This is a genomic window from Pseudophaeobacter sp. A-200-2 (assembly GCF_041008815.1).
Lineage (GTDB): Bacteria > Pseudomonadota > Alphaproteobacteria > Rhodobacterales > Rhodobacteraceae > Phycobacter > Phycobacter gallaeciensis_A.
This window is the reverse complement of record NZ_JAXGFU010000013.1, coordinates 1-14970: the sequence shown is the minus strand read 5'-3', so window position 1 is coordinate 14970 and position 14970 is coordinate 1. Positions and strand designations below refer to the sequence as shown.

General features: G+C 60.1%; 5 protein-coding genes and 2 pseudogenes. 3 read left to right on the top strand and 4 right to left on the bottom strand.

Annotation, left to right across the window (positions count from 1 at the left end; translation table 11 throughout):
• Positions 1-20: 20 nt before the first annotated feature.
• Positions 21-1112 (top strand): helix-turn-helix transcriptional regulator, encoded by a 1092-nt coding sequence (locus tag SM766_RS18055; RefSeq protein WP_368948670.1) that lies wholly within the window; start codon positions 21-23, stop codon positions 1110-1112.
• Positions 1113-1677: 565 nt separating this feature from the next.
• Positions 1678-2845, top strand: a pseudogene (locus tag SM766_RS18050) (IS3 family transposase).
• 51 nt (positions 2846-2896) lie between these two features.
• Here the strand turns inward: SM766_RS18050 and SM766_RS18045 are convergent.
• The 4 genes and pseudogenes from SM766_RS18045 to SM766_RS18030 form a co-directional block, all read right to left on the bottom strand.
• Entirely contained in the window at positions 2897-4561 is a 1665-nt protein-coding gene (locus tag SM766_RS18045) for a ShlB/FhaC/HecB family hemolysin secretion/activation protein (RefSeq protein ID WP_368948669.1), read from the bottom strand.
• A 5-nt stretch (positions 4562-4566) separates the two neighbouring features.
• Positions 4567-10407 (bottom strand): MBG domain-containing protein, encoded by a 5841-nt coding sequence (locus SM766_RS18040; protein ID WP_368948668.1) that lies wholly within the window; start codon positions 10405-10407, stop codon positions 4567-4569.
• 89 nt (positions 10408-10496) lie between these two features.
• Positions 10497-12209, bottom strand: coding sequence for a bifunctional helix-turn-helix transcriptional regulator/alpha/beta hydrolase (locus tag SM766_RS18035; protein ID WP_368948667.1), 1713 nt, complete (start codon positions 12207-12209; stop codon positions 10497-10499).
• 177 nt (positions 12210-12386) lie between these two features.
• A pseudogene (locus tag SM766_RS18030) lies at positions 12387-12854 on the bottom strand (tyrosine-type recombinase/integrase); the annotation flags it as partial.
• 621 nt (positions 12855-13475) lie between these two features.
• On the opposite strand from SM766_RS18030, the gene SM766_RS18025 reads away from it, so the two are divergent.
• On the top strand, positions 13476-14642 hold the full coding sequence (locus SM766_RS18025) for a M20 aminoacylase family protein (RefSeq protein ID WP_368948732.1): 1167 nt from the start codon (positions 13476-13478) through the stop codon (positions 14640-14642).
• Positions 14643-14970 lie beyond the last annotated feature (328 nt).

The window sequence follows — 14970 nt, the reverse complement described above, 5'->3', positions numbered from 1 at the left end:
CGTGTGCCCTTTCGATGTGAATGGACAAGACTCTCGCTATCGGGTGTCTGGATTTATTGAAGTATTGCGCCATCACCCGCGAAAACACACAGCCGCAAACCTTGGCGGGATTGTTCAATAATCTCCGGTGCAACGATGATAGAATGGCGCTGGATACTCTGACACAGGACCAGGTCGAAATGGAAAAGTTTACCTACTCCGGGCTGGTCGCTCTTCTGGCTCAAGCCATCGCTGATCAGGCCCCCGAGCTTCTTGAAGGCGCCACCATTGCCGACCCGATGAGAGGTGCCTTGGCTGATGTCGGCCAAAAGCAATCGCTCGTGCAGCGCGTTATGGAGCGCCACGGTCCGGGATTGCTGCTTAGCGTCGGACAGTACCTTGATACTGCAGCGGAAACCCCGGCCCTTACCGTCATGAGACGCTCGGCAACTCCACGGGTGCTGGCCGAAAAGTTCATGCGCCTTGAGCGCTACTACCATTCCTCTCACAATACCTGGATCGAAACGCATTCCAACGCTTTTCTGTGTGCGCGTACCAGCCGGGACTGCCCTGCGACGGCAGGAGAAAACTGCCTGATCGCCGGGCTTCTTCTCGGCCTAGTCATGGCCATCGGTGCGCAGGAGTGCCGGTTGGAAATTGGCGGAAAATCCTTAAGGCCGCACGACCTGCGCGATGCCACATTCGCACCGGCAACGGAGACAGCGCGCTGCCACATCACCTGGACTGCGTTGAACGGCCCCAGCGACCAAGGATCGCCGACCTTGCCCGGCGCGGGCGACGCGCGCCTATCTGATCGTCTTGCCGCATTGTTCGAAACCGATCTCGGCCGTTCCTGGAAAAGCTCCGATGCAGCCAAGCTGCTTGCCCTGTCCGAACGATCTATGCAGCGGCGCCTCCTTGGTGAATCCCAAAGCTATTCGCGCGTGCTTCGGCGCGCGCGGATGAAGGCGGCTGCCATATACCTCGTGGAAACCGATACCAGCCTTGCCGAGATCGGCTATTGCTGTGGCTACGCCGACCAGGCCCATTTCCAGCGTGATTTCCTGCGCACGGCAAATGTCACGCCGCGCCAGTTCCGTCTTGTCAACCGAGACGCCGAAGGGGTGGTCTGATGATCCCGTATGGGACTGCGTCAGTCATGAACCACTTCTGACAACCATCTGCTAGGTTCCTCGCCTCGCCAGATGAAAAAGCGGTAGACTGGGCTCCACTGCCGACATTGAGGGCAAAATGCCGCGTTTGACAGCTTGAATGTCCGGTTCCGGGAAGTCGAGGCGCGATTTGTGCATGTGCGGCAACGAGAGCCAACCTCGCTTCGCATCGGTCACTTTGGGCTGGGAGCGGGCCCCGGTGTGACTGACCAGGGCGGGTGACAGAGTGTTTCGCGCAAAATCACACGCCGCATTGCCGCTGGTCCGCTTGGAGCCCCAACCGGTCAGCCCAGTATGCTTTCAACGCATCTCTTGTCGACCGTGCCAACAGATAAAAAGACAGCGATGTATTCAGTATCCGTGCTCGTCAGGGCGCGTTTCACTACCGTTGAGACATAGCGAGAAACGTAGTCCTCTTCTCCGCCCTATACGGCGTCAGGGTCACAGACTGCAAGTATCAACTCCATACCTGGTCTTCCCCCACTGAAGTGGTCCGCCGTTATGTTTAGGAAAACGGAGGGCCAGAATGGCTACGAAACGACACAAGCCAGAAGAGATTGTCACGAAGCTGCGGCAGGTTGAGGTACTTGTCGGACAGGGCGCGACACGCGTGGATGCGATCCGCGAAGTTCGCATAACTGAGCAAACCTATTATCGCTGGCGCAAGCAATATGGCGGTATGGGAACCGACCAGCTCAGGGAACTCAAACGCCTCCAGAAGGAGAACGAACGGATTAGAAAGGCCGTCTCGGATCTGACGCTGGACAAGCTGATCCTGGCAGAGGCAGCAAAGGGAAACTACTGAGCCCCGCTCGCCGCCGTGCCTGCATCAATCACGTCCGCACCCGGTTCCGGCTGTCCGAGCGGCGCGCCTGTCGTGTCCTGGGGCAGCACCGATCCACGCAGAGGAAGGTGCCGCAAGGCCGGGCCGACGAAGCACGGCTGGTCGCGGACATGATTGAGCTGGCACGCCAGTTCGGCCGTTACGGCTATCGTCGCATCGCGGCTCTGCTGAGAGATGCGGGCTGGGAGGTGAACGACAAGCGCGTCGAGCGCCTATGGCGGCGAGAGGGGCTAAAGGTGCCAATGAAACAACCGAAGAAGGGACGGATCTGGCTGAATAACGGATCATGTGTCCGGCTGCGCCCCGAGTATCGCAACCACGTCTGGAGCTATGACTTTGTTCATTGCCGGACCGATGATGGAAAGGTCTTCCGGACGCTCAACATCCTAGACGAGCACAGCCGGGAGTGCTTGGCGATCAAGGTGAAACGCAAGCTGAACTCGGGTGACGTGATCGACGCCTTGAGCGATCTGTTCATTATGCGAGGCGTCCCGGTTTACATCCGGTCCGACAAAGGCCCTGAGTTCGTAGCTCAGGCCGTCCAGGATTGGATCAAGGCCGTCGGCGCCAAGACCGCTTACATCGAACCCGGGTCACCCTGGGAGAATGGCTACTGCGAAAGCTTCAACGCCCGGTTCCGCCCCTCTCGGCAGCATGCGTTGCATGCGCCTGCGGGGCAATGGATGAACTGCTGAACGGGGAAGTCTTCTACAGCCTCCGGGAAGCGGAGACCGCTGATCAACAGTGGAGGAAACACTACAACACGAAACAACCACACAGTGCTTTGGGCTACCGCCCTCCAGCCCAGGAAACCATCGTACCGATGGACCCAAGACTGATCATGCACTAACGGTTAAGCTGGACCACTCAGGTGGGGCCGACCACCGGCGCTTTCCCGCGCTCAAAGCCCGACACTCAAACTGAACGTTAGGGCAAACTCGCTGCGCGATTCATTGGTGGTTTGCCACCACAATCTCCCTGCATTCAGCGACAGAGTTGCGCGTCCCGAAATATCGGCGTTGATCCCTGCCCCAAGGCCAACCGCCAGTCGCGTATTCCGCAATGCGCCGGTGCTGTTTCCGGTCCAGCGGACTGCGGCGACATCACCCATTAGCTGCGGTGTGAAGCGCCAGTTGCCGAAGGTCCAGTCAGAAACAGTCAGGGTGTTTTGCAGCGTGAGCCCATGATCGCCATAGACAGAAACATCGCCAAACCTAACTGCGTTGCCTGACACCGCGTTAAATTGCTGTGACTGCAACAGTTTGCCTGTCGCTATCTGTCCACGCGCCGCAATCGACCATGTCCCACCCACCGGAAGCGCCATTGACTGCGAGAACCGCGGCCGCAGGATGGCATAGTCAGCTGTGGCCCCTGACCTTGCGGCATTGAACCGGGCGTCGGAATTTCCGCCACTAAAGTCACCGGGGCTGAGCAGAAGATCCACCCCGTAGCTGCGCTGCACCCGCTCGAGCCTCCGCGCGCGGCTCCAACCAGCCTTTAGATAGGCCAGGTCCACATCCGTTCGCGAAACTGGAATGCCCGCGAATTGCAGCTCGTATTCCTCGCTGGAGACCTCAACGCCGACATACCAGTCCTGCTGCTCTCCGGCATTCGTGCCAAGGCCTGGCGCGTGATAGGTCAGGCCAAAGCGCGCAGTCGACTGGACCTGACGGAAAACCCCAGAAAACTCGTTTTTTGGCTTGGTGTAATAGGCCGATGCCTGGAGCCTTCGCCCGCCCCGCAGGAAATGGCTGAATGTCAGCGTATGAGCGATGGAGGTGGAGTTGTCCGGATCCGCACCCAGATCGTACCGCAGCACATCTCCTCTCCCCAGCACATTCCCGAAAACCGCGCTGCCATTCAGGTTCGTACTCGTTTCACCATCAAAAACGTCCGTGCTGAACCCAAGCGTGAAGTCATAGGGTCGCTGCTCTTGCGTCACCAAGGTGAGCGCCGTGGTGGCGGGCTCCTGGCCCGGCGACGAGACGAGCCGCACATCACGATAGGGGTTGGCATTCAGCAGCGCGACATCCGCTTCCAGGATCTCGGCATTGATGGTCTGTCCGGGTTGCACGCGTATGGCGCGGCGATAGTCTTCGGCTTTGAAATACTCGGCACCGTCCACCGTCGGCGCCTGCGCAAGCCGAGAGGGCTGAACCAGGATCGCCACGGTGCCATGGGTGATGTCCTGTTCCGGCAAGGTCACCAGTGTGAAGGGATAACCCGCCTCCCGGAAGTGCAGCCGGACATAGGCCACCAGCCTGTGGAGGCTTTCCAGCGAGGCGGGGCGGCCGATGGCGCCTTGCAGGCGCGCGGCCAGGGCGGCCTCGTCGGGCGCCTCGAGCCGCTGAGAGATTTGCACTCCGGCCTGGCGGCTGGCGGTGGTGCCCGGCGCACGGGCCACCAGGGCCAGGCCGTTGAGTCGGGGCAACAGGGCCTCTTCGCCTGATAAGGCCGCAAGCTGCGCTGCGGGGCCTTGCTGCGCCGTGACGGGCGGCGCGGGCACAAGGGCTAGCAGCGCACCGTAAAGGAGGGCCATAAGGCCCGGGGTCTTGGTCATTTTCATTGGTCTCAGTTCCCGCCCAGCGTGGCGCCGGTGGCCAGTTCGCTCATGATCAGGGCATGCATCGCGGGCGGCACGTTGCCCGGAGAGAAGTTGTCGGGGTGCAGGCGCTCCATGAAGAAGGCCAGTTCCGCCTCGCGGTTGGCGGCTTCGGATTGGGCGATGCCGCTTTGCACGCCGATGATGGCCGCGGTCAGGAAGATCCCACCGGCCACGCCCGCTGTCGAAGCAGTGACGGTGCTGCCGAACACCGCCGACATCTTGTTGAGGGCGAGGTTGGCCGCAACGACAGCTGCTTTGCTCGAAGCATTGCTCGTGATGATCGCCCCCAGGGGCGCTGCCTGTGCCGCCGTATGGGCGACATAGGCGATCGGCACGGCAGCCGCGCCGCCGGCGAAGCCTGCGACACTTGCCCCGCCGCTGATCGCCAGCATCTGGTCGCCCAGATCGCGGGTGTAATTGCCCAGCACGCCGTCCAGCACGTAGCCAGCCGGAGCCTTGGCGACCAGCCCGCCCAGGGTAGCGTCCTCCGAGGCGCGCCGGGCGTCATCCTGTTCCTTGGCCGCGACCAGGTCCCAGTACATCTGGTTGGCCATGCGACGCGCCCGGTATTCGTAGCGCCCGCGCAGCAGGGTTTCGGCCTCGGTCAGGCTGCCGGGATCGGCATTGACCAGCGCCTGAATGTAGCCGTCCATCGCCTCCATCAGCACGCTGCCTGCCCCGGGTTCGGCCAGCGCCCGCGCCATAAAGGCGTCGCCGCTGATCCTGCCGTTGCGCAGGTCGTCGATCAGGTAGATCATGTCGGTGCTCAGAGCGCCTGTCTGGATACCGCCGATCAGGTAGTTCGAGAAGACCTCAACCAGGGTATCCGAGGGCTCGGTCGTCAGATCGTCCATCAGGCCCGCCGTCAGGGGCGAAACCACGTCGGGTGCCTTGGTCAGCGTGTATTCGACGTGGCTGAGGTCGCAGACCTCGTCCACCATGACCTTGCCAAGGGACTCGCAGGCCTCGGGGTCGACGATCTGTCCCTGGTCGTTGGTGGCGATGAAGTTGTCCATCACGACGCTGGTCGTGGTCGATTCCACCTCGGTGTCGATTTCGATGAGTTCGATGATCTGATTGTTCTTGGTGATCACGTCGCCCAGCTCTCCGACATAGGTGATGTCGTACTTGCGATCCGCATCCGGGTCCTCGGTCCGCCCGTCCAGGGTCACCACCACCTGAAGCACATCCGCAACGTTGTTGCCGGGGATCACGCTGAGCGTCTCGTCGCCGATATAGGCCAGGCCCAGGCCGTTGCCGTTCACCAGCCGCCCGCCGACCAGCGTGCCGCCTTCATAAACGAGACCGGGGTAGAGCTCTTCGCGCTGGTAGTCCGCGGCCAGCTCTCGCAGGATGTCATGGGCGGAGATGTAGATCTGCCGCTTGGTGACCTCCATCGCGCCGCGGTCGACACGGATGAAATAATTGTCCATCGGCTTTTCGCCATTGGCAAGGACTGCGGGTTGATAGCTGAATGCCACCACATCTTCCTTGCGCCCGTCCGGCAGGGAAAACTCGCTGAGCAGGTATTGCGGACCATATTGGACAAAGAGGTTCTGCAGAGTTTCGCCGTTCTGCAGCCCCTCAACCGTGTATGTGGCATTCGGCCTCTCGGCGTAGGCCACGGTCACATCGCTCATATCGATGGTCAGGGGCGCTGGCCGTACGTTCACATCGCCGATAACCTGGCTCAGGACCTCGTAGTTGTCGTTATGGAAACGACCCGTGACCTCATAGGTGCCGACATTGGCATGGGGATCCGCACCTGCACTGACGAACCCGCCGCTATTCAGGACGTCCTCCAGCGTATGGCCCGGCGCCATGTTGCCGATCTCAACCTGCACCGGGTCTGCGTCGCCATAGGTCCGGCTCTGCTCCGGTACGATTGCCGTGATACGGCGCGGAATGATCGTCAGAGTGCCCCGCGCAGGGCTGGCCAGTTCATAGTTGTTATCCTCAATCAAACCGGTGACGGTATAGGTGCCCACATCCGTCAGGGCATCGTCATGCACGCCGTCGAAGCTGAAGCCGTCAATATCCTCCAGCGTATCCCCATTCACCAGTCCAGAGACCGTCATGTTCGGCGTACTGGTGTTGCCGAAGAACCTTTGGAAGCGCGAGATATAGCCGCGAACCTTCCGGCGTGTGACGGTCGCGGTCCCTGGTATCACATCGGCCAACGTGTAGTTGACCACATCCGATCCAAGCTGTGCGGTAATCGGGCGGCTTTGCCCGGCATCAAGACTGCTGTCGGTGATCGATGACGTATAGGACAGCCCCAGATCCTCAAGAGTGTCCCAAGACCGCAAGCCCACAGCGGTGGTCCCGGAAACCTCGAACGCGCTGTCGCCATAGGTGCGGAACGCATCGCCAACGCTCAGGTTCAGCTCAGCCGGGGTGATCATCAGGGTGGGCGTATTTGCCGAGGTTAGTCTGTAATTGGGATTGGACAGCCCCGTGATATTGACCACGTAGCCACCTGTCACCACATCGGCTTCGGCTGCAAACCCATCAGAAGTTGCCTGCAACGAACCAAGGTCTGCCACTTGGTCCTCCAGTTTCAGCCCTACGGCGTCAAAGCTTAGCCCCGCGCCATCCAGGAGGTCGCCATATTCCTTTGACAGGTTCTCAGCCGTGATGGTCAGCGGAGCGGGCGTGATGGTCAGCGCGCTGCCACTGAGGCGCGGTTCGATGGTGTAATTCCGGGCCGAACCACTGACCCGCACACCATAGGTGCCAACATCCGATGTGCGGTCGGCATCCGTTGCAAAGCTCAAATTGACGTCGGACGCGTCATCTCCATTGCGCCAATAGGTCCCGGCAGTGGGCGTTGCGGAAAAGACGGGATTGTCCTCGCCGTATTCCCGGCTGGTCGCATCGACCGCCAGGCTGAGCGGCGCAGGCGTGATATTCAAGCGCCCCGGTACAATGCTCACATCGTAGTTCGACGCACTGCTCCCCGCCGCCGAAGCCGCGCCAGAAATCGCGTAGGTGCCGACATCGCTGGCCACCGTCGCAGCAGTGCTTTGGCTGACGGTGAAATCCTCTTCATGGGACGACCGTACAAGCCCCTCGAAGGTCGGATCGAGAAATCTATTGGTTTCCCCATAAATGCGATTTCTGTCGCGCAGGCGGATGGTCAACGGGCGCGGCGTCACAACCAGCTCATCAGTGGCGCCATTATCGACGAACCGGTAATTTCCGAAAGTTCCTGCAGCAAAGATCGCATCGTATCGGCCAACGTCCGGCGTGCCGCCCACACCCGGCACCGCTGCTTCAGCATTCTGCAAACCAAGACTGCGCGCCGTATCCCCATTAAGAAAACCCGTGAAGGTCACAGGAATGCGGAAATTGTCCCCATATGTCACTGTGGTTGTGACCGGAGAGGCAATCAGCTCCGCCGGTGTCACCGACAGCTTACCCGGCACAAAGGAAAAACCGGTATAGGTGGCAGAGGTTAGCTCCAGATCACCGTGGCCAATCGAAATCTCGTAGCTGCCAATATTGCTTTCGGTATCTGCGGCGACGGACAACGCGGGCGCCCCGGTGGTTACCGCGTCGAAGGTGTCGCTGCCGACCAAACCCTCGACCGAAAAGGTCAGCGCACCATTCGCGCTCCCGTAGGCGCGGCTGACGTCATCTGCCGTCAGCGTCAGCTGCCCCAGCCCCGACAGGTAAAAGATCCGGCTGGTACCATCCGCAGGCAACCCCGAGGGCGGCGCGGACGCATAGCTTTCCTGCGTGACCTCGGTCAGAGACAGACCGGTCGCGAGGTTCGTCTGGGACTTGTTGGTAGAGTAGGCCAGCAAGCGTTGGTTCGCACCGGCATCCAGCCCGGCAAAGGCGCTTGCAGGCGCCTGACTTTTGATGTCGCCGTTGGTGGAGGCCAGCACAAGATCCAGCGCACCCGAGGACGTCGGAGCGGAGAGATCGAAGTCCACCCCAAGGGAGAGGTCACCATCCGTCACGATGGACAGGCCGGTCAGGTCGGTGCCAGCGAGGCTGCCGTTGACGGTCAGCCCATTCCCATCATTCACCAGCGTCAACGCGCCAGAGAAGCCCCCGCTCCCGGCGTTCAGCAGATTGACTTCGCCGATAGTATTGGCTGCATTCCCGAGGTTCACGTCACCGGAAATCGCCGTGCCGAAATCGAGGTCGACCGCCTGCGCGGAAAGAGCAACCGAGCCCAGGTCGACAGAAGCAAGGCCCGCACCGCCAGAGGCCCCGATGGAAATCCGGTTGGCCGTGATCGGGTTACCGCCAATCCCCGGGAAACCGGGGAAGGCCGAAGGACCTTGAATGCTGCCCTGGGCCAGCAGCGACAGGTCCCCCTGCTGAAGATTGATCATCTCCTCAAGGATAATGTCTTGTCCAGCTGTCAGGGTCAGGTTGTTGGTACTGCCAGCGGTCGTCTCGACCGGGGCCCTACCAAAGATGCTGCCGCTTGCCTGGAGGACGACATTGGTTGTCTCAAGCAGACCCTCGACAGTTTCCGCCAATACTTCGGATCCGGCAAAATCAGGATCCCACACGCCTGAGCCCGGCTCCGGGGTGACGGTGCCGCTGCCCGTGTCGACGACGGCTGCTTCGCCCTGCATACGCGCGTCAACAATCAACAGATCGTCCGGGTCCAGAAGCAAAGTACCCGCGCTGCCCGTTTCCGCACTGAGATCCACCGAGGACGGCCTGAAATCCAGCCTCTCCAGCCCGGAGACCTCGGCAAACCCGCCGTCACCGCTATCGGCTCCGCCGGTTGCTTTGATACTGCCCTGAAACGAGGTCAGACCGTCAGACCACAGAATAACCCTGCCACCGTCCGCTTCCCCGGCACTGGCCGACACATCGAAGACTGCCGTCTCTCTCACCGTCAACGTTTCGGCATTCTCGATCGCGGCATCACTCCCCTGGAACCCACCACCGGCATAGATCTCGCCGCCGGAGCCATCCTGATTGCGGGCCTCCTGGGTGCCTGACACCTCCAGGGAGCCACCACCCGAACTCAGCAGGATACGGCCATTCTTGCGCTCAACGCCTGTCGCACGCACGGTTCCGCTCTGATTGATCGCAAGATCGTAAACCGACCCGCCAGCGGCCTTCAGCTCTGCCTGCGCAGCCTTGATAACGCCCTGATTGTCTACGCCGCGACCGCCAATCTGCAGGCCTGTATCAATGTGCAGAATCTGGTCATCCGCAGGCCGCAACCATGCCGCGGTCCCCGCGCCAAGCGCCGCAGTTCCGGCCTTGGCTCTCAGGGTGCCAAAGTTTCCGATCCGCGGCGCGACCAGAACGACGTCACCCGCCTCGCTTTCGATCACACCCCGATTGATGACGGCGCCAGAGCCATCGCCGCTGAAGCGCAGATCGCCCCCGCGCATGAACATAGAATCCTCGATATCCAGAGTGGACGCCACGAAACCCCCGCGCGATGCGATCCGGCCCGTCTCACCGATAACCACGCCATCCGGGTTCAGCACAAACACCTGTCCGTTCGCTGTGAGACTGCCGTCGATCTGCGAAGCCCCTGCCCCGCCTGTCACGCGGTTCAGGATGGCGGCATGCTGACCCGGCTGGAGGTAGGAAACCGACTCCTGCGTTCCGACGTCAAAACTCTGCCAGTCTATAACGGCCCGATTGCTTCTCTGACGGATCGTCGTGACCCCGCCGCCACCTGAAGAAATCCGAGCACTGCCCGAGGTGACTGCACCGCCTTTTGGCCCAGCCAGAGCCTGCGCCCCGGTCATCGCGCACAACATTGCGACCATCGCCACATGCGATGCGTAGTTTCTCAGATAGAAAGCATATGTCATCAATTCACTCAGGCAAAATTTCAAAACTCGCAGGTTTTTAATTTTGCCTTGAATTTCAAACAATTCCCATTTGGGGACCCCGCTGTAATTTAACGGGCCAGAGCCTCTGCCAGTGGTCCGCGGCGATCTGCTGCCGGGATCTCGTAGTCTGCACCGGCAGCGGCAGCCAACAGCCAATCCCACTCGGCCTTGATCATCGAATGGCCCATCCCCTTGATGATATGAAGCGTCGCGTGCGGCGCTTTCTCCGCAAGGGCGACCGCACCTTCCACCGGGTTCATCCGATCACAGTCCCCCTGGAACAGATGCAACGGCACCTGCAACTCCGACAGATCGAAACCAAGGTTGCGCCCGATGTGACGATGTTCCTGGATGACGCCGTCAAAGCCCGACGCCGTGCGCTCTTCGAGCATCACTTGCACACTCTTAAGCAAGCTCGGCGCCCGCAGGATCGCTTTTTCATGATCGCACGTCGCCTCGGTGATGGCCTTTTCTGCGAACTTGCCGGGGTCCTGAATCACCGACTTGCACAGGAATGGGATCAACCAGCGCAAGACCAGCGGAGAGCGGCGCCCAATCACTGCGGAAATCTTGTGGAGATAATTCCCGGCGGCGCTTCGCTCGGCCTCCCGGTCGGGATTATGAACCGCTGCCAGCACAACCCGGTCACAGCGGTCCTGCAACGCGGCAGCAACATTGAGCGCACTGACCGCGCCAAAAGAATTGCTAATCAGCGCGAACCGGTCGATCCCGAGGGCCGCGCACAACAGACGCACATCCTCTGCATCCCCCGCGGCCGATTTGCGCCGTATGAAGGTCGACCGGAACGTTCCCGGCCGACAGGGAACGATCAGCCGCGCACCAAGGCGGTTCAGCACCGCCTCGAACACCTCCGGGAAACGCAGCACATCCAAACCGACCCCAGACAGTGCATCGTAATGAATGATCGGATAGGCACCCGCAGCGCCAAGCGCGAAATACTCGATCACGCCCCCCTCGGGGCGTTCGATCTGGCAACGCACCGCAGATCGTTCGGTCTGAGAGAAATCCGCGTCAATGACCGACAGCGGGTTCTGCAAGGCAGCGCGGATCAGTTCGGCCTGTCCTGACAAGCCGATCGTCTGGCAGATATCCTTGAGGTAGGTGCGCGCACTCTCATAGCTCAGGTCAACGGCCGTTGCGGCCTTGCGCAGGTCTGCATGTTCAAGAAAGGCCCCAAGGAACTTGCGCCGCCCCGCCGTGAGGCCGTAAGTCGCACCAAGGTTGGCTGCAATACGCTGTGGGTCCCGTGTCAGACGCAGGCGTGCCCAGACTACCCGCGCAGGCAACCCGAGCTTTCGAACCAGATCAGGCCCCAGCAGGATTTCCTCTGCCGGATCATCTCCTTCCCCGGCAAGACGCATTGGGTTCTGCGTCGCAGCGTATTGGCTGCGGAGCGTTTGCGGAAGAACATCTCGCGCCAGCCCTGCGCTATCGTCCCCGTCTGTGAAACTCCCCGCTGTGGCATCGGTAGAAACCGACTCCGGCGGCAGTTCGTGGCCATCGCTATCAAAAAGCTGAAAAGACAACGACAGGCTGGCCAGAAGCTTGCGCCCAAGATCACTTTCGTCCCGCGCGGCACTTAGACGATCCGATATCTGCATGGCGCGCTCGACATGCTGCCGCAGATCCTCCAGCTGCTCCGCACTCTCAACACGTGCCACATCCCCCGCTGCCATGAGAGCTTCAATCCGGCCAATCATCTCGGCCCAGCGGGAATTGTCGAGGGCGACATCGTACACCATATGCGATAGCTGTGTCATGTCGGCCTTCGAACGAGGATCAGAAGAAGAAAGCGCAGTGTCGGTGCCCGGTTTGGACATACTTGGTTCGGTCTTGTTCACGGGGCCTCCCAGCCAAAGCTTCCCGGCCGCCACGGGGAATCCAGTCATGCGGGCGGCGCCGACCCTAGCAGAAGCGCATCCCAAATGCCCACATGGCTAATGTCCAGTTAGGACCGTTCGTGAAGACGGCCCAGTCTGCGAGATCTCAATCGCCTCTGCGATCGCAAGAGCATCCTCAAGATCAACACCCAGATACCTAACTGTGCTGTCCATCTTAGTGTGTCCCAACAGCAGCTGGACGGCACGCAGATTGCCAGTCTTTTTGTCGATCTGTGTCACCTTGGTGCGACGCATCGAGTGCGTGCCATAGGCACTTGCTTCCAACCCTATCGATGTAACCCAGTTGCGGACGATCCGAGCATATTGGCGGGTCGAGATATGGAGGAGCGCGTGAAATCGTCCTGGCCAGAGTTATTCGGAGCCAACCATCAGCGGGTCTAGCATCCATCTGTCGAGACATGCCCGCGTGCCTTCTGAGATTTCGAAGCGGACAGGTTTCTGCGTCTTGCTTTGCAGAACCGACGCGCGTTCCTTGATTTTGCCGGATGTCATAACATCCAAGACAACCCGACGTTGACGCGGGCAGAATACCATACGATGCAGCGACGCCTGCGGGGTATGGAAAAAGCCCATCTTGACTGACTCTGCCTAGGGAACGAAGGTCCACCAAGCGCAGGAAGTGCCCTCTGCAAACTTGGCCGGTTTACGCAACCAGCTGAGGGTTTGTGCTGCGGTGCAGTCCGCTGTTTCTGCCGTTCACTGCGACTGCGATGTTCTGAAGCCGTGATCTCACACAGTGCGGACGAAACAGCCGCTCAGATGGTGGCCTAAGATGCCCATTCGATTGAGGTCTGCCAGGACCCAAATAAAAATGAGCGATAGCAGGCGCTGCAAAGTCGGATTTTACGTGTGAGGGCAGAAGGTTCTGTAAGTTCTGATCTCTGCGGTTCGGCCAGTACCCGGTTATGGCCGCGCAGTCCCTAATGGCCGATGCCTGCTACGACTGTGAAGGCCGACCTACAAGATGACTTTATGGCTGCATTTGGCACCCGGATCTCTGATGTCGCGCACATACCTAGAATGGATGCTTTGAGAGGTAACGTCCTTTGGATCGGATGCGCACGGTATCTTGCCTCTGCTGTCACCTGGTCCCAAAGTGCAATAACACTCATCTGGAGGAAACCGATGCCTGTCTTGAACCGCTTCGCCGAAATGTTGCCAGAAGTTTCAGCATGGCGGCGCGATATCCATGCCCATCCCGAATTGCGTTTTCAGGAGCATCGAACGGCGGCGCTTGTGGCATCGAAACTCAAGGAATTTGGCTGCGATGAGATTGTGACGGGCTTCGGTGAAACCGGTGTAGTCGCTATGATCAACGGCAAGTCAAACACTTCGGGCAAAACCATCGGGTTTCGCGCAGACATGGACGCCCTTCCGATTCAGGAAGCAACAAATTTGCCTCATGCCTCGACCGTTCCGGGGAAGATGCACGCCTGCGGGCATGACGGACACACATCAATGCTCCTGGGCGCGGCGAAATACCTGGCCGAGACGCGGAATTTTGACGGCAGGATAGTCTTGGCCTTCCAGCCCGCCGAAGAAGGTGGCGGTGGTGCGCGGGCGATGATCGATGCCGGGTTGATGGAGCGATGGGGTGTCGAAGAAGTCTACGGCATGCACAATATGCCGGGGATGCCCATCGGCGAATTTGCGGTACGCAGCGGGCCTCAGATGGCCTCTCCGGACAAGTTTGAGATCATCGTGCGCGGAAAGGGTGGCCATGGTGCCATGCCGCACAAGAGCGTTGATACAACATTGGTGGCGTCGCAGATCGTTGTGGCCCTGCAATCCATCGCATCACGCAACATCGATCCCATCGACAACGTGGTGGTCTCGGTCTGCGGCTTTCGGACAGAAACCGACACATACAATGTAATCCCGGATTCCGTTCACATGCGGGGCACGGTTCGGACGTTCGAACCCGGGGTTCAGAAGCTGGTGCGGGCCCGCATCGATGCGCTGGCGACGGCCACGGCAACTGGCTACGGCGCGGTTGCTGAAGTCACCCATATCTCCGGCCCACCTGCGCTGGTGAACCACGCGCGGGAAGCGGATCTTGCCGCAGAGGTTGCCCTCGAGGTCTCTGGTGTAGCGCATCGTGATCTGAAGCCAATCATGGGGGGCGAGGATTTTTCCGAGATGCTCCTGGAACGCCCTGGGGCATATCTGTTCATAGGCAATGGCGACAGTGCCGATCTTCACAACCCGTCCTATGAGTTCAATGACGAGGTCATTCCCTTCGGCTGCAGCTGGTTTGTCGCAATGGCAGAACGGCGCATGCCGCTGGCATAGACATTACGGCCGGATACCTTGTTGATCGCCTCGCTGGCATCTTATCGCTTCCTAGCAGTCAGTTTTCCTGTGGGTGAGATCGCCACTGACAATCCCAAAGGTTTGTATAGACTTAGCCGCCCGCCCCTACTCCGATTGACCTGCCCCCCGAAATCTCCCGCACTTTAATGTAGAGTTTGCTCAACCTCTTGATGGAGCAAACAGATGCTGACCTGCCCCCCGAAATCTCCCGCACTTTAATGTAGAGTTTGCTCAACCTCTTGATGGAGCAAACAGATGCGAAAGAGCCGTTTTACAGAAGCACAGATCATCGGAATGATCAAAGAAC